This window comes from Streptomyces sp. NPDC002676, assembly GCF_053592455.1.
This window is the reverse complement of the sequence record NZ_JBSFVT010000003.1, coordinates 350,252-374,740: the sequence shown is the minus strand read 5'-3', so window position 1 is coordinate 374,740 and position 24,489 is coordinate 350,252. Positions and strand designations below refer to the sequence as shown.

General features: G+C 68.3%; 21 protein-coding genes and 1 pseudogene. 8 read left to right on the top strand and 14 right to left on the bottom strand.

Features of this window, described 5'->3' with window-relative positions:
- Positions 1-148: 148 nt before the first annotated feature.
- Complete coding sequence (locus ACWD3E_RS12030) at positions 149-445, bottom strand: (2Fe-2S)-binding protein (RefSeq protein ID WP_451387661.1); 297 nt, start codon at positions 443-445, stop codon at positions 149-151.
- 336 nt (positions 446-781) lie between these two features.
- Between ACWD3E_RS12030 and ACWD3E_RS12025 the strand changes: the two genes are divergently transcribed.
- Together ACWD3E_RS12025 and ACWD3E_RS12020 are read left to right on the top strand one after the other, a co-directional pair.
- On the top strand, positions 782-1,819 hold the full coding sequence (locus ACWD3E_RS12025) for a helix-turn-helix transcriptional regulator (RefSeq protein ID WP_451387421.1): 1,038 nt from the start codon (positions 782-784) through the stop codon (positions 1,817-1,819).
- Positions 1,816-2,817, top strand: coding sequence for a helix-turn-helix transcriptional regulator (locus ACWD3E_RS12020; protein WP_451387420.1), 1,002 nt, complete (start codon positions 1,816-1,818; stop codon positions 2,815-2,817). Before ACWD3E_RS12025 ends, ACWD3E_RS12020 begins: the two co-directional genes overlap by 4 nt.
- Before the next feature lie 6 nt (positions 2,818-2,823).
- Here the strand turns inward: ACWD3E_RS12020 and ACWD3E_RS12015 are convergent, their stop codons facing one another.
- The 8 genes from ACWD3E_RS12015 to ACWD3E_RS11980 form a co-directional block, all read right to left on the bottom strand.
- Entirely contained in the window at positions 2,824-3,864 is a 1,041-nt protein-coding gene (locus tag ACWD3E_RS12015; protein ID WP_451387419.1) for a LuxR C-terminal-related transcriptional regulator, read from the bottom strand.
- 300 nt (positions 3,865-4,164) lie between these two features.
- Positions 4,165-5,271 (bottom strand): sugar ABC transporter substrate-binding protein, encoded by a 1,107-nt coding sequence (locus ACWD3E_RS12010; RefSeq protein WP_451387418.1) that lies wholly within the window; start codon positions 5,269-5,271, stop codon positions 4,165-4,167.
- Positions 5,272-5,555: 284 nt separating this feature from the next.
- The gene (locus ACWD3E_RS12005) at positions 5,556-6,215 is read right to left on the bottom strand and encodes a Uma2 family endonuclease (RefSeq protein WP_451387417.1); all 660 of its coding nucleotides are present in this window, start codon (positions 6,213-6,215) and stop codon (positions 5,556-5,558) included.
- A gap of 233 nt (positions 6,216-6,448) precedes the next feature.
- On the bottom strand, positions 6,449-6,901 hold the full coding sequence (locus ACWD3E_RS12000; protein ID WP_451387416.1) for a heat shock protein transcriptional repressor HspR: 453 nt from the start codon (positions 6,899-6,901) through the stop codon (positions 6,449-6,451).
- Between the two features lie 5 nt (positions 6,902-6,906).
- Positions 6,907-8,082, bottom strand: a complete 1,176-nt coding sequence (gene dnaJ / locus ACWD3E_RS11995; RefSeq protein ID WP_451387415.1) for a molecular chaperone DnaJ — start codon at positions 8,080-8,082, stop codon at positions 6,907-6,909.
- Positions 8,083-8,124: 42 nt separating this feature from the next.
- Positions 8,125-8,778: a nucleotide exchange factor GrpE gene (gene grpE, locus ACWD3E_RS11990; RefSeq protein ID WP_451387414.1), complete on the bottom strand. Its 654-nt coding sequence runs from the start codon at positions 8,776-8,778 to the stop codon at positions 8,125-8,127.
- On the bottom strand, positions 8,775-10,622 hold the full coding sequence (dnaK, locus tag ACWD3E_RS11985; protein ID WP_451387413.1) for a molecular chaperone DnaK: 1,848 nt from the start codon (positions 10,620-10,622) through the stop codon (positions 8,775-8,777). Before dnaK ends, grpE begins: the two co-directional genes overlap by 4 nt.
- A 94-nt stretch (positions 10,623-10,716) precedes the next feature.
- Entirely contained in the window at positions 10,717-11,736 is a 1,020-nt protein-coding gene (locus ACWD3E_RS11980) for an undecaprenyl/decaprenyl-phosphate alpha-N-acetylglucosaminyl 1-phosphate transferase (protein ID WP_451387412.1), read from the bottom strand.
- A 220-nt stretch (positions 11,737-11,956) separates the two neighbouring features.
- On the opposite strand from ACWD3E_RS11980, the gene ACWD3E_RS11975 reads away from it, so the two are divergent.
- Complete coding sequence (locus ACWD3E_RS11975; RefSeq protein WP_451387411.1) at positions 11,957-14,239, top strand: (Fe-S)-binding protein; 2,283 nt, start codon at positions 11,957-11,959, stop codon at positions 14,237-14,239.
- An 84-nt stretch (positions 14,240-14,323) separates the two neighbouring features.
- On the opposite strand, the gene ACWD3E_RS11970 is transcribed toward ACWD3E_RS11975, so the two are convergent.
- On the bottom strand, positions 14,324-14,650 hold the full coding sequence (locus tag ACWD3E_RS11970; RefSeq protein WP_451354987.1) for an antibiotic biosynthesis monooxygenase family protein: 327 nt from the start codon (positions 14,648-14,650) through the stop codon (positions 14,324-14,326).
- A gap of 192 nt (positions 14,651-14,842) precedes the next feature.
- On the opposite strand from ACWD3E_RS11970, the gene ACWD3E_RS11965 reads away from it, so the two are divergent.
- From ACWD3E_RS11965 to ACWD3E_RS11950, 4 genes are all read left to right on the top strand, one after another.
- Positions 14,843-15,262: an LPXTG cell wall anchor domain-containing protein gene (locus tag ACWD3E_RS11965; RefSeq protein WP_451387410.1), complete on the top strand. Its 420-nt coding sequence runs from the start codon at positions 14,843-14,845 to the stop codon at positions 15,260-15,262.
- Positions 15,263-15,279: 17 nt separating this feature from the next.
- Entirely contained in the window at positions 15,280-17,094 is a 1,815-nt protein-coding gene (locus tag ACWD3E_RS11960; RefSeq protein ID WP_451387409.1) for a DUF4012 domain-containing protein, read from the top strand.
- Between the two features lie 100 nt (positions 17,095-17,194).
- Positions 17,195-18,622 carry a glycosyltransferase gene (locus ACWD3E_RS11955; RefSeq protein ID WP_451387408.1) on the top strand — a complete coding sequence of 476 codons (1,428 nt, stop codon included), beginning with the start codon at positions 17,195-17,197 and terminating at the stop codon, positions 18,620-18,622.
- Between the two features lie 69 nt (positions 18,623-18,691).
- On the top strand, positions 18,692-19,552 hold the full coding sequence (locus tag ACWD3E_RS11950) for an FkbM family methyltransferase (protein WP_451387407.1): 861 nt from the start codon (positions 18,692-18,694) through the stop codon (positions 19,550-19,552).
- 97 nt (positions 19,553-19,649) lie between these two features.
- On the opposite strand, the gene ACWD3E_RS11945 is transcribed toward ACWD3E_RS11950, so the two are convergent.
- Together ACWD3E_RS11945 and ACWD3E_RS11940 are read right to left on the bottom strand one after the other, a co-directional pair.
- On the bottom strand, positions 19,650-20,483 hold the full coding sequence (locus ACWD3E_RS11945; RefSeq protein WP_451387406.1) for a class I SAM-dependent methyltransferase: 834 nt from the start codon (positions 20,481-20,483) through the stop codon (positions 19,650-19,652).
- A 134-nt stretch (positions 20,484-20,617) separates the two neighbouring features.
- Positions 20,618-21,208, bottom strand: a pseudogene (locus tag ACWD3E_RS11940) (sugar transferase); the annotation flags it as partial.
- Between the two features lie 276 nt (positions 21,209-21,484).
- On the opposite strand from ACWD3E_RS11940, the gene ACWD3E_RS11935 reads away from it, so the two are divergent.
- Positions 21,485-22,525, top strand: coding sequence for a UDP-glucuronic acid decarboxylase family protein (locus ACWD3E_RS11935; RefSeq protein WP_451387405.1), 1,041 nt, complete (start codon positions 21,485-21,487; stop codon positions 22,523-22,525).
- 17 nt (positions 22,526-22,542) lie between these two features.
- Here ACWD3E_RS11935 and ACWD3E_RS11930 read toward each other — a convergent pair whose 3' ends face one another.
- Together ACWD3E_RS11930 and ACWD3E_RS11925 are read right to left on the bottom strand one after the other, a co-directional pair.
- Positions 22,543-23,352, bottom strand: a complete 810-nt coding sequence (locus ACWD3E_RS11930) for a WecB/TagA/CpsF family glycosyltransferase (RefSeq protein ID WP_451387404.1) — start codon at positions 23,350-23,352, stop codon at positions 22,543-22,545.
- A complete protein-coding gene (locus ACWD3E_RS11925) occupies positions 23,334-24,407 on the bottom strand; it encodes an NAD-dependent epimerase/dehydratase family protein (RefSeq protein ID WP_451387403.1) in 1,074 nt (357 codons plus the stop codon). The genes ACWD3E_RS11930 and ACWD3E_RS11925 overlap by 19 nt, the downstream gene beginning before the upstream one ends.
- Positions 24,408-24,489: the final 82 nt, after the last annotated feature.

The following is a 24,489-nucleotide window of genomic DNA, read 5'->3' as shown; positions in this document are numbered from 1 at the left end:
CGACACCTGGCTGATTTCGGCCACTGTAAAAGCGCGCCCATACCCTGAAATGTCCCCGCAAACGACAGCGGCGTCACCGTGTTCAGGTCACGGTGACGCCGCTGCGGGGGGAAGCACCTGAGCGATGTTTTACGACGGGGGAATCGCGTCAGGCACTGCGGGGGGTGGCCGAAATAGTCCTTACGTCGGAGACATCCGGTTCTGCCATCCGGTGGTCCCGTTGGTCCAGGTTCACAAAGATCATGCCGTACCGAACGGCACAGCGCACCGGCTGGGGCGCGCCACGGGGCTTACGCAGGCACCGGTAGGCCCGCACGTCCTCGTCCTCGTCCCGCGTCACGACGACCGGCTCGCCGAACACGGTCACCATCAACGAGTCACCGGAGTGGGGGATCGCGGTGACCAGGTCGATGAAGTGCCAGCCTGAGCGGTAGGCGGTGGCCATTTCGCGTCGGAAGGTGCGGTCGTCGGGTGGAGTGGTCACGTCAACTCCCGGCTCCATCGGTCATCGAGACAGGCCCATTGGTGTTGCCCTCGCTCGCAGCAGTCGTCACGATCGGCCACGAGGTGTTCGCACGGACGTCACCCTTCGCCTCGGTAAAGCCGCTCCACGCACCGACAATCGCCATGACGGGGAAGGCGGCTGCAAGCACCGAGCGAAGCACTCTGTTACGCATGTTCGGCTTCGTCCTTACTTGAAGGTCCCCTATTCCCCCGTCAGGTACGACGATGGCTCATTCGGGCACGTCATGGCCACACAATCGGTGCATCATGTTCCTGCATGTTCAGGACCCTGGGGGGTGGAGTTTTGGTAACAAACCGGGCGAAAGCGGCGCATCCCCACGCGGTGACGGAGCTGTGCGAGGAAGGCCGCAGTCTCTACGCCGCCGCTCTGCGCGCCGGACGCATCGCCCGCTCCGATGCAACGGAAGCTCCCTGCCTGATGGAGTTTGCCCTGCTCCAGCCGGATCCGGACGACCCCGACTGGCTGCGTCCCGTCCCCCCGGCAATCGCCTTGACCCATCGACTCAGCCCGATCGAGCGCGAGATCACGGAGCGCCGGCGCCTGTCGATCCAACTCGCCGACACCTTCGAGCCTTTCATGACACTCGGCGCACAGGCGATGGCGGGCAGCGACTCGATCACCATCCTGGAGGGCGGCGACCGCATCAACGCCGCACTCAATCTCGCCACCGAGCAGTGCCAGACCGAGGTGCTCACGATCCAGCCGAGCGATCGCCTCTCCGAACGCAGCGTGCAGCGGGGCCTGGAGCGGGACAGGCCGCTCATCGAACGCGGCGTCCGCATCCGCACCCTGTACCAGCACACCGCCCGGTACAGCCCGGAGAAGCTGGCATACGCCGCACACCTCGCCGACGGCAAGGCTGAGTACCGAACCATCGACGAACTCGTGGAGCGGCTCATCATTTGCGACGAGGCCGTGGCCTTCATCCCCATTCGCGAGGATCAGCAGGTCGCCCTGGAACTGCGCCAGCCAGGCCTGGTCCGATATCTGATCAAGGTCTTCGAGTTCATGTGGAGCCGTGCAGTTCCGCTCAGCATGGGCGGCCCCTACGAAGTCGCCTCCGACGGCATCACAGAAATCCAGCACTCCATCGCCAAGCTCCTGGTCGAAGGCCACGTCGACGAGGCCATCGCCCGCCGCCTGGGCATGAACGTCCGCACCTGCCGCGCCCACATCGCCAAACTGGCCCAGGCCCTGGGCAGCGGCAGCCGCGCCCAGCTCGGCTATCTCATCGCCCAGTCCGGAATCCTCGACAAGGACACCACAGTCCCGGAGCAGGGGGCCGCGGGGTGACTTCCGCGGCCAGACCGCACCCCGAGCACGGCGTCGAGGAACTCTGCGCCTCGGGGACGAAGTTGTACGAACGCGCTCTGCGGGAAGGACACTTAAGCTCCGCGGACGCCGACGAGGCCCGCTGCCTGATCGACTTCGGCCTGTTACACCCGGCGCTCCATGACCCCGACCGACTCGAACCGGTCGCCCCCGCAGCCGCCCTGCATCGGCTGCTGCGCACATCAGCCGCCCGCATCGCGGACGAACGCCGGCGCGAGGACCAGCTGGTGGAACAGTTCGAACCACTCCTGCACATCGAAGCGGACCCCGTCGCCGGCACGGACACCCCGATGCTGCGGCTCCTCAGCGGAACCGAGCGCATCAACCTGGCCCTCACCGAAGCCACGGACGAGGCGAGTCAGGAAGTACTGACCATCCAGCCGCGTAACGGGCTCACCGGCCGACGCGGCGCCATCGCCCGTGACATCGCCTCCGTCCGCGACCAGGCGCTGCTCGACCGCGGTGTCCGCCTTCGTGCCCTCTACCCGCACACTCTGCGGCACCTGCCGACGGTGTACACCTCGTTCGAACAGCTCAGGGGTGACATCGCGGCCCGCAGCCTTGACGAGGTGCCCCACCGCCTCATCATCATCGACCGCCGGCTCGCTCTCATCCCCGCGAACGACGACGGCACCCAGGCCTTGGAGGTCCGGCATCCGGCGCTGATCACGTACTTCGTCACAACCTTCGACCGGCTGTGGCGCCTGGCCACCCCCATGTTCCCCATAGCGGTGACGCCGCCGTCGTCGAACGGCATCACCCCTCGCCAAAGAGCCATCGCCGCCCTCCTCATCGAAGGCCACACCGACGCCGTCATAGCCGACCGCCTCGGCATGAACATCCGCACCGCCCGCGTCCACATCGCCAAACTCGCCGAAACCCTCGGCAGCGAGAGCCGCGCCCAACTCGGGTACCTCATCGGGCAGTCAGGGATCCTCGACGTGGAGGAGCAGACGTAGGGCCGGTCAGTGGACGCTCGGGGACCCCTGGTCCGGGATGCCGAACACGTTCGGGCCGGAGGAGCGGGCCGCGCCGTCCAGGCCCACCTGGGCTATGCGGACCCCCAGTTGCGTACGGCTCGCCGCGCCCAGGGTTTCCGACAGGCGGGCGATGTGCGCGCGGCAGGTGCGGACGCTGATGCCCAGGCGTTCGGCGATGACCGCGTCCTGGTGGCCCTCGGCGAGCAGCGCGGCGATGGACTGCTCGCGGTGTGAGATGCCCTCGATGCCGGTGTCGGGCAGCGCGGCGGTGAGAGGGATCGCGAGGCGCCAGAGGCGTTCGAAGACCGTGACCAGGTACTCCACCAGGGCCGGGTGGCGTAGTTCCAGGGCCATCGAGCGTTCGGCGTTGGCCGGGATGAAGGCCACCGTGCGGTCGAAGAGGATGAGGCGGTCGATGACCTCGTCCAGGGTGCGGGCCTCGACCGCGTCGCCCATCAGGTCAAGGTAGTTGAGCAGACCCTGGCCGTGGCGCGCCACATGCGTGTACAGGTCGCGCATGCGCACGCCCCGGCCGCGCAGCGCCAGCGCCCGGTGCAGGCCCTCGGTCAGCTCGGCCTCCCGCCGGATGCCGCCGGGCTGCACGGTCAGCACCTCCGTGGTGCACGCCTGCGTCGCCTCGTCCATCGCCGCCTGGATACGGGAGAGTCCGTCCAGGACCCGGATCGCGGCGCCCCCGCCCGGCGCCGCCGGCGTCTGCAGGTGCTGCCCGAGCGCGGCGTACCACTCGAAGGCGGCGACGGCCGAGCCCACCCGCCGCTGGCTCTCCCTGACGTCGTCGTAGACCCCGCGCAGGAGCCGGGTCATGACCTCCTGCGGGGAGGTCGGCACCAGCCAGTCCATGTCGTCGGGGTCGGGGTGCAGCAGCGCCAGTTCAAGGAGACAGGGCACCGGATCGGCGTCGGTGCGCGGCACGCGCCCGCGGCGAACGGCCCGGGAATACACACGATCCCCGGCCTCGCACAGTCGGTCGGCACCATGTGGATGCTTCGCCCCGTGCCCGGCCATCGCCCATTTCACCCCCGGTGTGCTGCCACTTCCGCAGCGCAACTATGCGCGGCGCCGACCGGGTCCGCAACACGGCTCACCACGCCAGGGGCTCGACAATCGAAGGTTATGTCCGGTTATCGTCCGGCCTCCGCACCTCGCACTGCAACAAGATGACGGTGGTGCGGCGAGCGTCGCCGAGGCATCGTTGTTACCGCTTCCCCCGGGTGGTCAGAACACCCGGGGCGGTTCCGGCCGGGCATCCCCCGCCCGGCCGGGACCCGCCGTACGCCGCCGGGGACAAACCTCCGGCGGTCCCGGCTACTTCAGCCCGATCGCCGCGCAGGCCGCCTTGTACGCCGCCGTGCAGATCTGGTTCACGGTGTAGATCTCGTCCGCGATCACCGTCTCCTTGATCTTGCTCTTGGTCAGGGCGTTCACCTGGACCAGCTTGGACGGGACGCTCTTGGTGGTCGGGCTGTTGACCCTGTCCTGGGTGAGGGCGTCGAACTTGATGTCCTTGCCCTGGACCTTGGCGACGGCGATCTCGGCGGCGGCCTCGGCCTCGTCCGGGTAGGACTTGTACACGCTCATGTACTGCTCACCGGCGACGACCCGCTGGACCGCGTCCAGTTCGGCGTCCTGGCCGGTGATCGGGGGCAGGTGGGTGACGCCGGCCGCCTTCAGGGCCTTGATGACACCGCCCGCCATGCCGTCGTTGGCGGCGTAGACGCCGGCGATGTTGCTCTTGCCGATCAGGCCGATCGCCTCGGTCATCTCGGCCTCGGCGTTCTCCGGCTTCCACTCCTCGGTGTCGTAGCTCTTCGCGATCTGCACCTTGCCGGTCAGCTCGGAGAGCGCGCCCTGCTTGAACTGCTTGGCGTTCGGGTCGGTGGGCGAGCCGTTCACCATGACGATCTTGTCGGAGGTGTCGTGGTTCGGGCCCATCCCCTCCAGCAGGGTGCGGGCCTGCACCTCGCCGACGAGTTCGTTGTCGAAGGAGATGTACGCGGAGATCGGCCCCTCGGCGAGCCGGTCGTAGGCGATGACCGGGATACCCGCGTCCTTCGCCTTCTTCACCTCGCCGGCGATCGCGTGCGAGTCGACCGCGTCGAGCAGGATGGCGTCGACCTTGTCGTCGATCATCTGCTGCAGCTGGCCGGCCTGCCGGGTGGCGTCCGCGTTCGCGTTCTCGTATTCCACCTTGCCCTGCTTGTGGGTGAGTTCGGCCACCTTGTCCCTGATGATGGGGTAGTCGAACTTGTCGTAGCGGGTGTTCGCCTTCTCCGGCAGCAGCAGCCCCAGCGTGAGGTCGTTCCCCTTCGACGGGCTTGCGCTCGCGCCGTCCCCCGAGGCGTCGAGCATGCCGCAGCCGGCCAGGGAGAGGGTCATCGTGGATGCAGCCACGGTCAGGGCGATACGACGCATGCGGGGGCTCACTTCAGGTGTGTTGCGGACGTGGGTGGCTTTAAGCGACCCAGGTGTCTGAAAAGACAACGCGGGGGGCACATGCGGCGTCAAGGAGAACTACTTAACGAGTACGCAACAGCACACACCGCTGCACCTGTGAAGGGGATGCGAAACCCCATCCAAACGCCCTTTACGGGCCCTCCGTTCAAGGGGAGTCCATGGGGCGGCAAAGATCGGTACAACTAACACCTTTCCGGGTGTCAGGGTGACCTGGAACGCGTTCGCCTCCGTATGCCCCCGCTTCAGCCCCGCTTCGGACCGGTGATCGCCTCACCGATCACGAAACCCTTGGCGGGACCTTCGGGGATGGTGACTTCGGTGCCGTAAGGAACGCGGTGGACTCCGACCCAGTCGGCCTTGTCGGGCTCGGGTTCGGTGAGAACGGTGACGGTGCCGTGGCTGTCGTGGTCGTCGATGATGACGTAAACGGGGATACCGGCGCGGGCGTATTCGCGGCGCTTACGGATGCGGTCACGCTCCTGGTTGCGCTTGCCGGGCGAGACGACCTCGACGATGAGGGAGACAGCGGACGCAGCCACGCCCAGCTCCTCCTCGTCGCCGTGCGGCTCCAGGTCTTCGGGGGCGACAAGGACATCAGGAATCCATCCCTTGCGCTGGTGGATGACGTTGGTGTCCTGAAACGCCGCGTACTCTCCCTCCCCGAGGAACCGCACCAGTGCGTTGCGCAGGCGGTTGACGATTTGCGCATGGGACAGGCGACGGGTGGGCGACACCTCGATGGCTCCCTCGATGATCTCGGCACGGTAGCCCTCGGGGAGTTCCATGGCCTTCCACGCCTGCCACAGGACCTCGTCCAGCTCGGGGCCGTTGCCGGCCGAGGACACGGGCTCCGTCCTGGTCTCAGGCATGGTCTCGGGCCTCTCGTGCGCAAGAGCGGTCATGGCGGCATCACCTCCTCAAAGTGTGGGCTGGGTGTGCTCGGGGCACAAGCAACGGGATCACGGTTGGAACAGCAGTACGGCTGACCAGGGGAATCAACTCCAGTTCACCCGTTCGAGCGAGAACGAGAACGAGAACGATCAACGACTACGCCGTCCTCCTGCCGTGAGCAGGTGAAACCCCGAGCACGCGAAAGGGGCCCGGAATCCGGGCCCCTCTCAGCTGGGCATGCGGGTCAGTCCGAGGACTGCTGCCGCTTCGGCCGCCACACGACCAGCGCGCTGGTCTGCTGGACCTCCTGGTACGGGACCAGGTCGCGGCGGTAGGAGGCGTGGACGGCGGCCTCGCGCTGGCGCATCGTCGCCGCCGCGCCGTCCAGGGCCGCTTCCATCTCCGCGACGCGGGACTGGAGCGCGGCGACCTGGTTCTCCAGTTCGATGATGCGCTTGATGCCGGCCAGGTTGATGCCCTCGTCCTGCGACAACTGCTGCACCTGGCGGAGCAGTTCGATGTCGCGGGCCGAGTAGCGGCGGCCCCGCCCGGCGGTCCGGTCCGGGGAGACCAGACCCAGGCGGTCGTACTGGCGCAGCGTCTGCGGGTGGAGTCCGGAGAGCTGGGCAGCCACCGAGATGACGTAGACCGGGGTCTCCTCGGTCAGTTCGTACGGGTTACGCCGACGGCCGTCCATCACTCTCAGTCTCCCTTCGCGGCCTCGAACAGCTCCGCACGCGGGTCCTCACCCGCGGTCGCCTCGCGATACGCCTCCAGCGCATCACGAGCCTTCCCCGACAGGTCCTTGGGGACACTCACCTCGACGGTGACCAGAAGGTCGCCGCGGGTGCCGTCCTTGCGGACCGCGCCCTTGCCCCGCGCCCGCATGGTGCGGCCGTTGGGCGTGCCAGGAGGAAGCTTCAGAGTGACGGCGGGGCCGCCGAGGGTCGGCACCCGCACCTCGCCGCCGAGGGCAGCCTCGTCGAACGTCACCGGGACGGTGACGGTGAGGTTGTCCTCCTTGCGGCCGAACACCGGGTGCGCGCCGACGTGGACGACCACGTACAGGTCGCCCGCCGGGCCGCCCCGCTCGCCGGGCGCGCCCTTGCCGCGCAGCCGGATGCGCTGGCCGTCGGTCACCCCGGCAGGGATGCGGACCTGCATGGTCCGCGACGACTTGGCGCGCCCGCTGCCCTTGCACTCCAGGCAGGGGTGCTCGGCCATCAGACCGCGGCCCTTGCAGTCGGGGCAGGGGTCGGTGAGCGAGAAACCGCCGCCCGAGCCCCGGGCGACCTGCCCGGTGCCGACGCAGGTCGGGCACACGCGCGGTGTGCCGTTCTTGTCGCCGGTGCCGGAACAGGCCTTGCACGGGGCCTGGGAGGACATCCTGAGAGGCACCGTGGCGCCCTCGATGGCCTCCGTGAAGCTCAGCGTGACCTCGGACTCGATGTCCTGGCCGCGCCGCGGCTGGGTACGGGTGCCGGTGGCACCGCCCCGGTTGAACAGTCCCCCGAAGACGTCACCGATTCCGCCGCCGAAGCCGCCGCCCTGGGCGCCCCCGCCCCCGCCGCCTCCGAAGAGGTCGCCGAGGTCGAAGTTGAAGGAGCCGCCGGCGCCCGGCCCGGGGCGGAAGCCGCCGTTGCCGAACAGGGCGCGTGCCTCGTCGTACTCCTTGCGCTTCTTCGGGTCGCCGAGGACGTCGTTCGCCTCGGAGATCTCCTTGAAGCGCTCCTCGGCCTTGGCGTTGCCCTTGTTGGCGTCCGGGTGGAACTCGCGGGCGAGCTTCCGGTACGCCTTCTTGATCTCGGCCTCGGTGGCGTCCTTGGGGACGCCGAGGACCTTGTAGAAGTCCTTCTCGATGAAGTCCTTGGTGCTCATCCCCGACGTTCCCCCTTTCCGTGGTTCGCCTCGGTCCGTACGTCAGCCCTCGTCCGGGCCACCGCTCTCCTTGTCGTCGGCCGCCGCGTTCTCCTCGGCGCCCTCGCCCTTGCCGGCCTGCGCGCCGGGCTGCGGTTCGGCCACGGCCACCCGCGCGGGGCGGATGGTGCGCTCGCCGATGCGATACCCGGGCTGCAGGATCGCCACGCAGGTCGTCTCGGTGACGTCCGGCGCGTAGCTGTGCATCAGGGCCTCGTGGATCGTCGGGTCGAAGGGCTCGCCCTCCTTGCCGAACTGCTGGAGGCCCAGCTTGGCCGCGACGGTCTCCAGCGACTCGGCGACGGACTTGAACCCGCCGACCAGTTCGCCGTGTTCCCGTGCCCGCCCGATGTCGTCGAGCACGGGCAGCAGCTCGGTCAGGAGGTTCGCGATGGCGATCTCCCGGACGGCTACCCGGTCCCGCTCCACCCGGCGGCGGTAGTTCTGGTACTCGGCCTGGAGGCGCTGGAGGTCCGTCGTGCGCTCGCCGAGCGCCGTACGCACCTGGTCCAGCTGGGCCACCAGGCCCGCGTCTGCTGCTCCGTCCCCGGCCGGGGCCGCCCCCTCATCGGGGGCGGCCTTCGGCTCGGCGTCGTCAGGGGTCGCGCCGGAGGGGACGTCGGACTTCTCCTCGAAGCCCGGGGTCTCCTCCGTCACGCGGCACCGTCCTTGCGCTCGTCGTCGACGATTTCGGCGTCGACGACATCGTCGTCAGCGGCCTTGCCGCCCTGGGTGGCGCCTTCCGGGCCACCGGCGGCCTGGGCGCCCTGGGCGTCGGCGTACATGGCCTGGCCCACCTTCTGCGAAACGGCGGCGACCTTCTCGGTGGCCGTACGGATCGCGGCGCTGTCCTCGCCCTTGAGCGCGGTCTTCAGCTCCTCGACGGCGGCCTCGACCTCGGTCTTGACCTCGCCGGGGACCTTGTCCTCGTTGTCCTTGAGGAACTTCTCGGTCTGGTAGACGAGCTGCTCGCCCTGGTTGCGGGTCTCGGCGGCCTCGCGGCGGGCGTGGTCCTCCTCCGCGTACTTCTCGGCCTCCTGGCGCATCCGGTCGACCTCGTCCTTCGGCAGCGAGGAGCCGCCGGTGACGGTCATCTTCTGCTCCTTGCCCGTGCCGAGGTCCTTGGCCGTGACGTGCATGATGCCGTTGGCGTCGATGTCGAAGGCGACCTCGATCTGCGGGACGCCACGCGGCGCCGGCGGCAGACCGGTCAGCTCGAACATGCCGAGCTTCTTGTTGTAGGCCGCGATCTCGCGCTCGCCCTGGTAGACCTGGATCTGCACGGACGGCTGGTTGTCCTCGGCCGTCGTGAAGATCTCGGAGCGCTTCGTCGGGATCGTGGTGTTGCGCTCGATCAGCTTGGTCATGATGCCGCCCTTGGTCTCGATACCGAGGGACAGCGGGGTCACGTCGAGGAGCAGGACGTCCTTGACCTCACCCTTGAGGACACCGGCCTGGAGCGCGGCGCCGATGGCGACGACCTCGTCCGGGTTCACACCCTTGTTGGCCTCGTTGCCGCCGGTCAGCTCCTTGACGAGCTCGGCGACGGCGGGCATACGGGTGGAGCCACCGACGAGGACGACGTGGTCGATCTCGTTGATGGAGATACCGGCGTCCTTGATGACGTTGTGGAACGGCGTCTTGCAGCGCTCCAGCAGGTCGGCCGTCAGCTGCTGGAACTGAGCCCGGGTGAGCTTCTCGTCCAGGTGCAGCGGGCCCTCGGCGGACGCGGTGATGTACGGCAGGTTGATCGAGGTCTCGGTGGAGGAGGACAGCTCGATCTTGGCCTTCTCGGCGGCCTCACGCAGGCGCTGGAGGGCCATCTTGTCCTTGGACAGGTCCACACCGTGGCCGGACTGGAACTGCTTGACCAGGTAGTCGACGACACGCTGGTCCCAGTCGTCACCACCGAGGTGGTTGTCACCGTTGGTGGCCTTCACCTCGACGACGCCGTCGCCGATCTCCAGCAGCGAGACGTCGAAGGTGCCGCCACCGAGGTCGAAGACGAGGATCGTCTGGTCGTCCTTGTCGAGGCCGTAGGCCAGCGCGGCGGCGGTCGGCTCGTTGACGATGCGCAGGACGTTCAGGCCCGCGATCTCGCCGGCCTCCTTGGTGGCCTGGCGCTCGGAGTCGTTGAAGTAGGCCGGGACGGTGATGACCGCGTCCGTGACCTTCTCGCCCAGGTAGGCCTCGGCGTCGCGCTTCAGCTTCTGAAGGATGAACGCGGACATCTGCTGCGGGTTGAAGACCTTGCCGTCGAGCTCGATCTTCCAGTCGGTGCCCATGTGGCGCTTCACCGAGCGGATGGTCCGGTCCACGTTCGTGACCGCCTGGCGCTTGGCGACCTCGCCGACGAGCACCTCACCGTTCTTCGCGAAGGCGACGACGGACGGCGTGGTCCTGGCGCCCTCGGCGTTGGTGATGACGGTGGGCTCGCCGCCTTCCAGAACGCTGACGACGGAGTTAGTCGTGCCCAGGTCGATGCCGACCGCACGTGCCATGGTTGATTCCTCCAGCTGACTTGAGTGGAACAGGCTCAAGTGTGCACGAGCAGGTCCGCCGGGTCAACAGACCTGAGTCAGCCAGGCTCAACTCTTATCCGTTCCTTACACGCAACTGCCCTGTGACCTGCGTATTCGCAACCCGCCGTGACATACGGAGAGGGATCCGAAGGAGTACGAGTACGGCGACAACCGCTCCTCCCGCCACCCACAGCGCGGCCGCCTCCCCCGTCCACCCGGCGTGCACGAGCACCCCCACGAGCACCGAGGAGAAGGTGCCGGCCCCCACGAGCACGACCGCCCCCTGCGGGGTCAGCCCGAGCCGCCGCAGCCGGTGCGCGAGATGGTCGGGCCCGCGCCGCAGCAGCGGGCGCCGGCCCAGCAGCCGCGCGAGCATCACCAGCAGGGCGTCGGCGGCGGCGACGGCCCCGAGGCAGAACAGCACCCCGGCGCTCGGCCCGAGCCCGTACCCCGCGCGGGTGAAGACGACGGAAGAGGACAGCAGGAACCCCGCGAACAGCGAGCCGCACACCCCGAGCCCCATCCGCGCGGGATGCCAGTTGTGCATCAGGAAGCCGGTGAGGGCGGCGGCGAACACGCTGAGCAGCACGGCGAGCCCGTCCATCATCTCGGCGGCGGCACAGGCGCCCGCGCCGAAGGCGGTGACCACCCCGACGGTCCCGGCCAGCCCGTCGGCATGGTCGAGCCCCTTGAAGGCGAGGGCGGCGAAGACGATCCAGCCGACGGCCAGGATCCCGCCCGCAAGACCCGTCTCGTCGTACGGCACCACGCAGGCCGCCGCGACGGCCGTACCGGCGACGAGCACCCGCGCCCGCAGCCGCCACACGTCGGCGACCAGGCCCAGCGCGGCGACCCCGGCGGCGGCGACGAGCAGCCGCCCGACCCCCTCACCGAGCGGGGCGACCCGCGTCCACTCCCCCGTCCAGGCGATCAGACAGGTGACGGCCACGACGGCGGGCCCACCGAGCACGGGCAGGGGCCGCTGCCGCCGCCGGTCGACGATGCCCGCACGCAGGGCAGGCAGGCGGAGCAGCGCCGCGAGCACGGCGGTGAGGACGAGGGCTGCGATGGCGGCGGCGATCCCGTAGAGCACGGGCTCTAAGGTAGGGGTGAATGTAGCAATTCGGTACGAATAACACGATCCGATTGCCTGTCGACCGTGTCCGGACCGCGAGCCACCCCCGCCTTCAGGGGCTCTCAGCGACCCAGATCACGCCGCACCGCACTGCACCCCGATGGAAGATAGAGGTAATCTCGTACGGACTGAGTAAGTTACCGCTTAGTAATATCTAGGCCCCGCCCCAGGAGCGCCCATGCAACTTGCCGCGATCATCGTGTCGGTGACGCTGACGGTGGTCGGCGTGGCGCTGTTCTGCCGCGCCACCCTCCAGATCTACAAGTTCATGCGACTCGGCCAGCCCGTGCCGGCCGGATCCCGGACCGACAACCCGTATCAGCGCAGTGTGACCCTGGTGCGGGAGTTCCTGGGCCACACCCGGATGAACCGCTGGGGTGTCATCGGTTTCGCCCACTGGTTCGTCGCGATCGGCTTCTACACGCTGCTGCTGACGATCGTCAACGCGTTCGGCCAGCTCTTCAAGAGCGACTGGCTGCTGCCGATCATCGGTGAGTGGACGCCGTACAACATGTTCGTCGAGTTCCTCAGCGTGATGACCACGGTCGGCATCCTGACGCTGGTCGTGATCCGCCAGCTGTCGAGGCCGGGCCGGGCGCTGCGCAAGTCCCGGTTCGCGGGCTCCAACACCGGCCAGGCCTACTTCGTCGAGACCGTCATCACCATCGTCGGCACCTGCATCGTGACGCTGCACGCCCTGGAGGGCGCCCAGCACCACGTGGACAGCTACCAGGCCTCGTACTTCCTGACGTACCCGCTGGTCGCCTGGTTCCGGGGGATGGACGCCTCCACCCTGCAGCAGCTGAGCTACTTCTTCGCGGGGCTCAAGATCGCGACGTCCTTCACCTGGATGATCGTGGTCTCGCTGAAGACCGACATGGGTGTGGCGTGGCACCGGTTCCTGGGCTTCCCGAACATCTGGTTCAAGCGGAACGCGGACGGTTCCACCGCGCTGGGTGCGCTGCAGCCGATGACCTCGGGCGGCAAGGCGATCGACTTCGCCGACCCGGGTGAGGACGACGTCTTCGGTGTCTCCCAGGTCGAGCAGTTCTCCTGGAAGGGCCTGCTGGACTTCTCCACCTGCACCGAGTGCGGACGCTGCCAGTCCCAGTGCCCGGCCTGGAACACCGGCAAGCCGCTGTCCCCCAAGCTCCTGATCATGTCCCTCCGGGACAACGCCCACGCCAAGGCGCCCTACCTGCTGGCCGGCGGCGGCAAGACCATGGAGGGCGAGGAGAAGGCCTCCGAGGAGCAGCTGAAGGACGTTCCCGCGTCCGCTCTCGCCGAGGCCGAGCGCCCGCTGATCGGCACCGCCGAGGAGAACGGCGTCATCGACCCGGACGTCCTGTGGTCCTGCACCACCTGCGGCGCCTGCGTCGAGCAGTGCCCCGTCGACATCGAGCACATCGACCACATCGTCGACATGCGCCGCTACCAGGTCATGATCGAGTCCGCGTTCCCGTCCGAGGCGGGCACGATGCTCAAGAACCTGGAGAAGAAGGGCAACCCCTGGGGCCTGGCCAAGAAGCAGCGCCTCGAGTGGACCAAGGAAGTCGACTTCGACATCCCGGTCGTCGGCCGCGACATCGAGGACCTCTCCGAGGTCGACTACCTGTACTGGGTCGGCTGCGCCGGCGCCCTGGAGGACCGCGCGAAGAAGACCACCAAGGCCTTCGCCGAACTCCTCCACATCGCGGGCGTCAAGTTCGCGATCATGGGCGGCGACGAGAAGTGCACCGGCGACTCCGCCCGCCGCCTGGGCAACGAGCCCCTGTTCCAGGAGCTCGGCATGGAGAACGTCGCCGCGCTGAACATGGCCTTCGGCGAGTCCCTCAACGAGGAGGGCGAGGTGGACGAGTCGACGAAGAAGCCGAAGTCGGCGAAGAAGATCGTCGCGACCTGCCCGCACTGCCTCAACACGCTCGGCAACGAGTACCCGCAGCTCGGCGGCGACTACGAGGTCATCCACCACACCCAGCTGCTCCAGCACCTCGTCGACGAGGGCAAGCTGATCCCGGTGACCCCGGTCGAGGGCATCATCACCTACCACGACCCCTGCTACCTGGGCCGCCACAACAAGATCTACACGCCCCCGCGCGAGATCATCGCGAACGTTCCGGGCCTGCGGAACGAGGAGATGCACCGCCACAAGGAACGCGGCTTCTGCTGCGGCGCCGGCGGCGCCCGCATGTGGATGGAAGAGCGCATCGGCAAGCGGATCAACAACGAGCGCGTGGACGAGGCCCTGTCCCTCAACCCGGACATCGTCTCCACCGCCTGCCCGTTCTGCCTCGTCATGCTGACCGACTCGGTCAACGGCAAGAAGAACGAAGGCAAGGCCAAGGAGTCCATCCAGGTCGTGGACGTCGCCCAGCTCCTCCTGGAGTCCGTCAAGACGCCGGTCGACCCGGCGGGCGAGACGGAGGCCGCGAGCGAGCCGGAGCCGGAGCCGGTGAAGTAACCGGCCGAGCAACCGGCAGCTGAAAAGCCCGACGGCGCCCCCTGACCCGCACAGGCAGGGGGCGCCGTCGTATGCGCGAGCGGGCTAGGCGCCCTTCGGCCCGGCCTGCTGCACGACCTCGAAGGACCACAGGGTCGAGCCGGTGGCCGCGGGCTTCGGGCGTTCCCCGCCCTCTCCGCCGCCCTGGTGCGCGGCCTTCATCGGCCCCTCCAGCCAGGCCTGGAACGACTCCTCGTCACGCCAGCGCGTGTACACAAGGTAGGTGTCCGTGCCCTCGACGGGGCGCAGCAGCTCGAACCACTCGAAGCCGTCGGAGTTCTCCACGGCGTGGGCCCGGGAGGCGAACCGCTTCTCCAGCACCTCGCGCTGCTCGGCGGGCACGGTCAGTACGTTGATCTTGACTACGCTCATGGCCCCATCCTGGCCCAACACCCGGCCGGCCGCTCCGTCCGACCGGACTGTTTCGGCGTCTCGCGCTACACCATCCGGTGGCTTGTGGCCGCTACGTAGCGATTTATGCCACTTGTTCCCTATTCGTTCCACTATCCAGTTCTTGGTACTGCCCGGCCTGCCGCCCTGATCAAGTCGAGGAGAGTGGAACCCATGATGAAGTCGCCGAGATGGCGGTCTGTTCTGGCCTCAGCCGCCACGGCCGCAGCGCTCGCCGCAGCCCCACTGGCGAGCTCGGGGACCGCCTACGCCCAGGACCCCCACCCCTACCCGCACCCGACGAAGCCCGCCTACCCGCCCAAGCCGCCGAAGCCGCACCACCCGGAGCACGAGGAGCACGGGGAACACGGGGAGCACGGAGAGCACGAGGAGAATGGAGAGCACGGGGAGCACGGGGAGCACGGGGAGCACGGGGAGCACGGGGAGAATGGAGAGCACGGCCACGGCTCGCCGCGCCTCGCCAACACCGGTGAGAACGACAGGACGAAGTTGATCCTGGGTGGTGTGGCGGCCGGTCTGGTCGCAGCGGGCGCCGGCATCATGCTGGTCGCGCGCCGTCGCCGCAGCTCATGACGGTGCCCAAGGTACGCATGCCCTTCCCCAGGCGCGCCCTCGGCCCTCTGGCCAGGAACTCGCTGCTGGCCGTCGCCACCCTTCCCCTGGCGGCGGCCGCCTGGATCGGAGGCACGGGCTGGCTCGCCCGCGCCGAACTCCTCGCCGCACAGCACGACCTCGGCGCGCTCCGGCAGTCGGTGGCGGCATCGGCGGCGACCAGCCCGGCCGCGCCCGCCGCCGCGGGTGCCCCGGCGGAGTCCGGTCAGGAGCGCCTGCTGCGTTCCGCAGCCGCGCACGCCGCCCGGGCGCACTGGCTCACCACGGGACCGGCCTGGTATCTCGCCGCCCACGTGCCGTTCGCCGGCGGCCCCCTGCGGACCGTGCGCGGCATCGCGGACGGCTCGGACCGGCTGGCCGGCGAGGTGCTGTCGCCGCTGGTGCGGGCCGTCCCCCAGTTGTCGGCCGGCGCTCACGCGGGTGGAATCCCGCGTGTGCTCGCCCAACTCGAGGACCAGGCGCCCGCGTTCGGCCGGGCCGCGCGGGTCGCGGCCGAGGTCCGGGACGACATCCGCGCGCTGCACGGCTCCACCTGGCTGCCGGCGGTGGACCGCGGTCGTGCGCAGCTGTCGGATCAGCTCGACCGTCTCGTCCCGCAGACGCGGGACATCGCCGTCGCGGCCCGTGTCGTGCCGCCCATGCTCGGAGCGCGCGCGCCCCGGCGCTACTTCCTCTCCTTCCAGAACACGGCCGAAGCCCGGGGCACCGGCGGCCTCCCCGGAGCCTTCGCCGTGATCCGGGCCGACCGGGGCCGGCTGTCCTTCGAGCACTTCGGCAACGACATCGAGATGGGCGGTGTCCATGCCGACGTGAACCTCGGAGCCGAGTTCGCCGCCCAGTACGGCAACAGCGAACCCGGCAGCGTCTGGGAGAACTCCAACATGAGCCCGCACTTCCCGTCCGCGGCCCGCCTCTGGACGGCGTACTGGCGGGCGCACACCGGGCAGCGCCTGGACGGCGCGATGGCCATCGACCCCGGTGCGCTCGGCCTGCTGCTGGGCGCCACCGGGCCCGCCCGGCTGGCCGACGGCACCATGCTCACCGCCGGCAACGCCGTGGACCTCACCGAGCGGACCAGCTACGCGGCGTACGAGAACGTCCTGGAGCGCAAGGCGTTCTTCGCCGACGCCGCGAGCGCCGCGGCCAAGCGGTTGATGCACGCGGCCGACGACCCGGGCCTGCTCCCCGCGCTGCTGCGGGCCGTGCACGACGTGCAGCGGGAGGGCCGTCTGCAGGTGTGGAGCGCGCACGGGGCCGAGGAACGGCTGCTGGAGTCACGGCCGTTCGGCGGCGCGCTGCCGAACACGCGCGGCCCCTTCGCGGGACTTGTGGTGAACAACGCGGCGGGCACCAAGCTGGACTACTACCTCGACCGGAGCCTGGTCTGGGCGCCCGGTTCCTGCACGGACGACGGCCGGTCGGTCACCGTGACCGTGACGCTCACCAACAGGGCGCCCGCCTCGGGGCTCCCTTCCTACGTCACCCAACGGGTGGACGCCCCGGCCTACCGCACCCGCCCGGGCGACAACCGGCTGCTGGTGTCCTACTACGCCAGTGAGGGGGCGGACCTGACACGGGCCACCTTGGACGGCCGCCGGGTCGAGCTGATCCCCGGGGCCGAACGCGGCCATCCGGTGTACACCCTCGACCTGGAGCTGCCCCGGCAGTCCAGCCGCACGCTGGTGCTGCACCTCCGAGAGCCCCAGTCCGACCGCGCCCCCACGATTCTGCGGCAGGCCCTGGTGACCCCGCTGCGGGCCACGGTGAAGTCTGCGGGTCCGTGCCGTGTCTGAGCAGTGGCCGAGTAGATAAGTAGTTCCGATCGGGGGAACGGCCCACGAAATACCGCGACAACCGATTTCCCCTGCCGGAACAGACTTTATTATCGGACACATGCACCACCAGAGGTTGAATAAATCGGGACCCCTCGATATCTCCTCGGCGGCAGGAGAAACAGAAAATACATCCGGACTGCGTATCGTACTGGTCGCGTTTGCGTGCGATCCGACCTGTGGCAGTGAACCAGCCGGGGGATGGGCTTGGGCCGAAACGCTTGCGAGGCGCGGACACACCGTAGAACTGCTGACTTACCCCTACTCCGACAACGTAAAGCATATTATAGAGCGAGTAGCAGAAATGAAGGATGTGGGAGAACGGATCAAACTGCACGCCATCCCGGCCCCACCCACTCCTTCCTGGACTGGAATGCTGCCCGGCTGGCTGAGCGACATGGCTACGGATTTCCTGCGCTATGACGGCTGGCAGCGCCAGGCTTTGGCTTACGCCCGCAGCCACGGACTCGATGCGGCCGACCTCGTGCATCACGTCTCGTACGGATCCCTGCAAGGCGGCTGTGCCCTGCACCGCCTGGGACCGCCCTTGGTGTTCGGCCCCGTCGGCGGCGGCCAGACCGCACCGCACAGTCACCGGCGCTACCTGGGCGCCGCGTACTGGCAGGAAGCGGTGCGGACCTTGCGGGTTCGCTGTCTCAGCCGCCGACCGTTGTGCCGTACGACAGTCAGCGAGGCGGCGGTCGTACTCGCCACCAACCGGGACACAGAACGACTGGCTCGTCGTCTGGGCCGCACCGATACCCGCCTGGTGCTTGCCGACGGCGTCCAGGAGTCCTTGCTCCGAAAGCCGTCGGAGGGTGAGCGCGCCCGGCCGGCCGGTCCTCCCACTGTTCTGTGGGTGGGCGGTCTGATCGCGATCAAGGCTCCCGAGCTGGCACTGCGGACGTTCGCACACCTACGGTCGGAAATCCCGGACGCGCGCCTCGTGATGATCGGCGACGGGCCTCTGCGGCACACCCTGGAACAACTCGCGCTGCGCCTGGGAGTGAACGAGTTCGTCGAGTTCCGTGGCCGATTGCCGTGGAAGCAGGTTCTCACTGTCTACGACGACGCTGATGCGCTTCTGATGACCAGCCTCCGGGATTCCTCCAGTATGCAATCGCTGGAGGCGTGCGCCAGAGGCGTACCCGTGGTGCATATCGGCCACCAGGGAATCGGTGATTTCTCGGCACCGGGTGGAGCAGTATCCGTGCCACTGGGCGACCCGGCCGATCTGCCACAGCGTCTCGCATCCGCGCTCAGTGGTGTGCTCAGCGATGAACAAACACGCCGCTGCATGGAACACGCGGCGCTGGCGTGGGCGCGGAAACACACATGGGTGGCGAAAGCGGAAATCGCCGAAGAACTTTATCGCGCCATCCTTCCCGTCGACAGACCATCTGCCACCACTTCGGCTGCAGACGGCCCCGGACGAGCCCCGACAGAGGCTCCCATCCCTCCACAATGCCCAACTCACGCAGAGCGGTGAAACATGACCTTCCTCGGCAAGGCTCGGTGGGCGCTACATCATCCTGCGCCTCACACTTCCACGGCGACAATGCTGACCCGACTGGCGGTTTGGCGGGCGCGCACCGCCCTGCACATGGGCGCCACCGTGACGCTCCCCGGCCCACGCATGGAATTCTGGTGCCCTCCCGAGTGGCGCGGCAATGCCAAGATCGCGTATGTGTGGCGCGACGACTACGAAATCGAAGTGACCCAACTCCACCGCTGGGTCCGCCCTGGTGACGTGGTCATGGACGTGGGCGCGCATTACGGCAGCTACACGCTGCCTCTCGCCGGGCTGGTCGGTACGCGCGGGCTCGTGCTGGCACTGGATCCGTTTGCCCAGGCGCGTTCCGTTCTCCAGCGGAACATCCGGATGAACGATCTGCGCAACGTGCAGGTCCTCCCTGTGGCTGCCGGCGCACAAGCCGGACACGCCACCCTCCACATGCACGACGACCGGTCACGTGCTTCGCTGCACGCGGCAAACGGAAACAGGCCGGAGACCCAGCCGGTGGAGGTGGTGCGGCTCGACGACGTGACACCGCCCGGACGCCGCATCGCCCTCATCAAGATGGACATCGAGGGCTATGAGGCTCAAGCCCTTCAGGGGGCCGAGCAGATCCTCACGCGGGACCGCCCTGTCGTGATCTTCGAACTCGTGTGGCGGAAGCCCGGGGCTGCCGCGCCGGATCGAACGGCCTGGGACCTCCTGGCAGCCCACGGCTACCGAATGCACCGCTTCACGGATCGCGGAGAGTTGCGTCTCGTGGAAAGCCCCGACCACCGCTGTGGCGTGACCGACAACGTCGTGGCTGTGCATCCGGACGGTCGAACGGACCTCACCATGGTGCCGACACAGACGGAGTCTCGCGCTACGTTCCTGGACCACGCCCCCGAACAGCGGGCGTGAGGTCACAGCGGTCCTCCCCAGGCAACGGAAGCGCGCCGGATGCTCGCCGAGCCGGCCCCGGGACTCCGGGCTCTCGGCGGCGGGCATCCGGCCCACGTCACGGACGCGCTGACGCGCTCGGTGGCACATGGTCCCGGGCGACGATGCCGAAACTGGTGCGGGGACCGTACCGCTCGCCGATGGCCTGGAGCGTGGAGGACTGGGTCGACCAGTACTCTTCCGTCTCCACGCTCGCGAAGGACCTCACCAGCAGCCTGCGCAGGGCCTCCTCGTCCACGCCCTTGCGTACGACGTGGTATTCGACCATGTCGGCCGGATTCGAGGGGTCATGGACGCCGCGCAACCGTCGCATACGGGTGGCCAGGCCCCGCCGCAGTTCGCCCTGGCCGACGCGCCACCAGAAGTAGGCGGCCCGATCGGCTCCGAGGGAGAGCACCGAGCGGCGCGGGTACCAGAGCGGATCCTGGAAGCTGAGGAAGAACCCGCCCTGTGCGATGCGGCCCGTCAACCGGGCAACGCTGTCGAGGTAGTCGGGGATGTGGTGGAGGACCGAGATGCATACCACCGCGTCCACCGGCTCGCCGTCGTGGGCCGCCTCGCCCGTCACGTCATGCACGACCCGTACCCGTGGGCTGTGCCGGTAGCGGTGGGCGAGGAACTCGGCGCTCGGCGCGCTCATCTCGGTGACCTCCACCTCGGCGCCGGCTGCCAGCAGATGGTCGGTGAACGCGCCGTGCCCGGCACCGACCTCGACGACCCGGCAGGCGCCCTGCCGGTCGATGACCTCGCCGACCAGCCCGTGGATGCGGCGCACGATGCGGTCCCTGATCGTGTGGTGCAACAGATGTGGCGAGCCCTTTGCGTAGTCGTGCCCGCTGGCGTGCTCAGCCTGTTGGAGCGCGGCCATGTCAGGTGTGGTGTCGGTGCTCATGCGTTTTCTCCATGCAGGCAGCTGCGGACGGAGTCCATTGCGGAATGAGTCATTTCTTGCTGGCGGAGGGCCGCAGGGGCGGCTGCAGTCAGTCACGAGTCAGGCGTTGACAGCCGCATCGGGAATCACGGGAATCAGTAGGCACCGTCACCGCGCAATACGGCGGGCAGCGTCCGGACGAGAATGGCCAGGTCCAGCCCGATCGACCGGCTGTCCACGTATTGCAGGTCCAGCCGCAAGGCGTCCTCCCATGTGAGATTGGACCGGCCGCTGACCTGCCACAGTCCGGTGACACCCGGACGGACCAGCAGGCGGCGGCGGGCGACTCCGGTGAACGCGGAGTCCTCGACCGGGAGTGGACGGGGCCCGACCAGTGACATCTGCCCCATCAGCACATTGACCAGCTGCGGCAGCTCATCCACGGAGTAGCGGCGCAGGTGGCGCCCGACGGCGGTGACGCGAGGGTCCTCGCGAATCTTGAAAAGGTGCCCGCCGGCTTCATTGCAGTCGGTCAGCACCGCCCGCGCCCCCTCGGCCCCGAGCCGCATGGTGCGCAGCTTGAGTACGTGAAACTCCCTGCCGTACCAGCCCGTGCGTCTCTGACGGAACAACACGGGCCCTGGGCTGTCCATCTTCACCGCGATGGCCGCCACGAGGAGCACTGGCGCAAACAGCAGGAGAAGAACGGCAGCCCCAACGAAGTCGACCACCCTTATGACAGCCCGGTCCGCACGTCGCGGTTTCCGGCGCCGAGTTGGGCAATGTTGGTTCGTTTCCATGGAGTGGACAGTCATTCCACGCCCCTTTCTGCGCCGAATGAGGGAAAGGGAAAACACTCTGGAGCCACGCCAACGCTTCTCACGTCGCAGCCGGTTCGCAACTGGTACACGAATACAAACACGATCTCTACCGAACCCGGGGCCGGTTCAGACAGAGAACCCGCCATCGGCAATTCAAGTTGCCCCGTCCGGGCTGCGTCAGGGCCACTGAGAGGACGCTTTATGCGTGCAGTAGTGACAGGTGGAGCCGGATTCATCGGCTCCCACCTCTGCGAGCGCCTGCTCGCCATGGACCACGTCGTGGTCTGCGTGGACAACTTCCTGACGTCCAGCATGAACAACATCGAGCACCTGATGGGGCATCCGCAGTTCCGGTTGGACAACCGGGACATCACTCAGAGCCTGGACGTGTCCGGACCCGTGGACGCCGTGTTCCACCTGGCCTCACCCGCCTCGCCCGTGGACTATCTGAGACTGCCGCTGGAGACGCTGCGCGTGGGATCGGCCGGCACCTGGCACGCGCTGGACCTGGCTGCCGCCAAGGGTGCCCGCTTCCTGCTGGCCTCCACCTCCGAGTCGTACGGAGACCCGGAGGTCCACCCGCAACCGGAGAGCTACTGGGGCCGCGTCAACCCGGTGGGCCCGCGTTCGGTCTACGACGAGGCCAAGCGCTTCTCCGAGGCGCTGACGATGGCGTACCGCAGGAGTTGCGGTGTGGACGCCAAGATCGTGCGCATCTTCAACACCTTCGGACCACGGATGCGCCTGAATGACGGGCGAGCCATCCCCAACTTCATTCGCCAGGCACTGCAGCAAGAGCCGATCACGGTCGCCGGAGACGGCGGCCAGACCCGGTCCCTGTGCTACGTCGACGACTTGGTCGACGGGTTGGTGCGGATGATGGCCGGCGATCAGGCAGGACCGGTCAACCTGGGCAACCCGCACGAGGTCTCCATGCTCGAGCTTGCCCATTGGATCATCAAGCTCACCAGATCGACCTCCGAGATCACGCTCGTCCCGCGGCCCGAGGACGACCCGGAGAAGCGGCGCCCGGACATCACCGCGGCTCGCAGGCTGTTGGACTGGGAGCCCATGACCCCGGTGGAACAGGGACTCTGCGAAACCATCACGGACTTCCGCCGCCGCCTGAGCTTCGGCGAGAGCGCCGAGCGCGTACCCCACCCCGCCACGCCCGCGCACAGCGTCGCAGCCGGCTCACGACTGCCCCAGCCGGCACGGGAGGAGCGCAGGGAGTCCGTGTGATCGGGTACTCGGGCCGGTCAGACCGGGAATGAGGGCGTGCGCTCGGTGGTGGGGGCCGGTGGGGGGGCATCCCACAGCCGGGTTTTCTGTGCTGCCAGTCGAACCACGTAGGCCGGGTTGAGGATGAGGTACCTCCTCCACAGCCGGCCCGGTTCCAGGCCCAGGCGCCACAGCCACTCCAGCCCGGCCCGCTGCATCCATGCGGGCGGCCTGCGCAGTTGTCCGGCGTGGTAGTCGAAGGCGGCACCGACGGCGAGCAGCGGCATGGGCAGCAGCGGGCGCATGGCGTGTACGAAGGCCTCTTGGCGCGGGCAGCCCAGCCCGACAAGAACGATCCGGGCCCCGGAGCCGGTGATCCGGGCGGCGATCTCCGCGTCTTCACCGCCCTGTACGGAGCGGAACTTGGAGGCCTCCCGCCCGGCGATCTTCAGCGCGGGAAGCATCTCCTGCAACTTTGACACCAGCCGGTCCAACGTTGCGTCGGTCGAGCCGTACAAATAGACCGGAAGTCCTTCGTCGGCCGCTCTGCGCAGGACATGGAGGGTCAGCAGCGGTCCGTAGACCCGGTCGGTGAGGCCGGCGCCGTGCAGCAGGTTCAGCGCCCAGCGCACGGGCTGGCCATCCGGGGTCACCAGGTCGAAGGAGTTGAGCCGGGCGCCGTGCGCCCTGTCCAGTACGCCCGTCATCACGCCATGGACGGCCAGGGCGGTCAGCGCGAACGGGCGCCCCTCGTGCGCCGCGGCGAGCACCGCGTCCGCCGCTTCCTGGTAGGTCGTCGCGTCGACGAGCACACCCAGCACGTTGCCCTTCATCGGACCGGTACCCATCTGTCCACGTTGGCCTCATGGATTTCGTTCATGATCAAGGGGATGTCGTAGGTCAGCTGCCACTGCGGATAGTGCTCCTCGAAACGCGCGTTGGAGCCGATCCACCAGATGTGGTCGCCGATCCGGTTCGTCTCCGTGTACTCGACGGTCATCGCGTTGCCGGAGATCTTCTCGGCCAGTGCGATCGCTTCCAGAACGGAGGCGTTCGAATGCCGCCCGCCGCCCAGGTTGTACACCTCGCCGCTGCGCGGGTTTCGGAAGAAGGCCTCGAAGGCGGCGACGACGTCATGGCTGTGGATCGCATCACGCACTTGCTTGCCCTTGTACCCGAAGAGGCTGTACGTGCGCCGCTCCATCGCGCACCGCATCACATACCCCAGGAAGCCGTGGAGTTCGGTTGCGGAGTGGGCGGGGCCGGTCAGAGTGCCGCCGCGGAAGCAGGCGGTCTTCATGCCGAAGTAGCGGCCGTACTCCTGCACCATGATGTCGGCGGCCAGCTTCGAGGCGCCGAAGACCGAGTGCAGGCTGTTGTCGATCGGCATGTCCTCGCGGATACCGGCGGCGTACGGGTGCCCTGGGTCGATCTCCCACCGTGTCTCCTGCTCGACGAGCGGGAGAGAGTTGGGCCGGTCGCCGTAGACCTTGTTGGTGGAGCAGTGGACGAACGGCGCGTCGATGCAGTGCTCACGGACGTTCTGCAGCAGGTTGAGGGTGCCGACCGCGTTGACGTCGAAGTCCGTGTACGGGTCGCGCACTGCCCAGTCGTGCGAGGGCTGCGCGGCGGTGTGGATGACGACGGCGACGTCGCGTCCGTACCGCCGGAAGAGCGCTGCCATCGCGTCCCGGTCGCGGACGTCCGCGTCGTGGTGCGTGTAGGCGCCTCCCAGATCGGCGGACAGGCGGCGGACGTTCCAGGCAGTCGACGCCTCCGGTCCGAAGAACCGGGACCGCATGTCGTTGTCGATGCCCACGACATCCAGTCCCAGACGGGCGAACCGTCGTACGGCCTCCGAACCGATCAAGCCGGCCGAGCCGGTCACCACCGCGACGGTCACGCCATCGCCTCCTCGATATTCACGGGCTGGAACAAATGGCGACTATATCGACGCAGCTGAGATTTATGATGATTTGGGACAT

What these genes read in the sequence shown, in the direction of transcription:
- dnaK (WP_451387413.1), bottom strand. Translation starts at nt 10,622, where the DNA reads ATGGCACGTGCGGTCGGCATCGACCTGGGCACGACTAACTCCGTCGTC.
- ACWD3E_RS11965 (WP_451387410.1), top strand. Translation starts at nt 14,843, where the DNA reads ATGATGAAGTCGCCGAGATGGCGGTCTGTTCTGGCCTCAGCCGCCACG.
- ACWD3E_RS12025 (WP_451387421.1), top strand. Translation starts at nt 782, where the DNA reads ATGTTCAGGACCCTGGGGGGTGGAGTTTTGGTAACAAACCGGGCGAAA.
- ACWD3E_RS11945 (WP_451387406.1), bottom strand. Translation starts at nt 20,483, where the DNA reads ATGAGCACCGACACCACACCTGACATGGCCGCGCTCCAACAGGCTGAG.
- ACWD3E_RS12010 (WP_451387418.1), bottom strand. Translation starts at nt 5,271, where the DNA reads ATGCGTCGTATCGCCCTGACCGTGGCTGCATCCACGATGACCCTCTCC.
- ACWD3E_RS12005 (WP_451387417.1), bottom strand. Translation starts at nt 6,215, where the DNA reads ATGACCGCTCTTGCGCACGAGAGGCCCGAGACCATGCCTGAGACCAGG.
- ACWD3E_RS12000 (WP_451387416.1), bottom strand. Translation starts at nt 6,901, where the DNA reads ATGGACGGCCGTCGGCGTAACCCGTACGAACTGACCGAGGAGACCCCG.
- ACWD3E_RS11930 (WP_451387404.1), bottom strand. Translation starts at nt 23,352, where the DNA reads ATGGGTACCGGTCCGATGAAGGGCAACGTGCTGGGTGTGCTCGTCGAC.
- ACWD3E_RS12030 (WP_451387661.1), bottom strand. Translation starts at nt 445, where the DNA reads ATGGCCACCGCCTACCGCTCAGGCTGGCACTTCATCGACCTGGTCACC.
- ACWD3E_RS12015 (WP_451387419.1), bottom strand. Translation starts at nt 3,864, where the DNA reads ATGGCCGGGCACGGGGCGAAGCATCCACATGGTGCCGACCGACTGTGC.
- ACWD3E_RS11960 (WP_451387409.1), top strand. Translation starts at nt 15,280, where the DNA reads ATGCCCTTCCCCAGGCGCGCCCTCGGCCCTCTGGCCAGGAACTCGCTG.
- dnaJ (WP_451387415.1), bottom strand. Translation starts at nt 8,082, where the DNA reads ATGAGCACCAAGGACTTCATCGAGAAGGACTTCTACAAGGTCCTCGGC.
- ACWD3E_RS11950 (WP_451387407.1), top strand. Translation starts at nt 18,692, where the DNA reads ATGCTGACCCGACTGGCGGTTTGGCGGGCGCGCACCGCCCTGCACATG.
- ACWD3E_RS11975 (WP_451387411.1), top strand. Translation starts at nt 11,957, where the DNA reads ATGCAACTTGCCGCGATCATCGTGTCGGTGACGCTGACGGTGGTCGGC.
- ACWD3E_RS11935 (WP_451387405.1), top strand. Translation starts at nt 21,485, where the DNA reads ATGCGTGCAGTAGTGACAGGTGGAGCCGGATTCATCGGCTCCCACCTC.
- ACWD3E_RS11955 (WP_451387408.1), top strand. Translation starts at nt 17,195, where the DNA reads ATGCACCACCAGAGGTTGAATAAATCGGGACCCCTCGATATCTCCTCG.
- ACWD3E_RS11970 (WP_451354987.1), bottom strand. Translation starts at nt 14,650, where the DNA reads ATGAGCGTAGTCAAGATCAACGTACTGACCGTGCCCGCCGAGCAGCGC.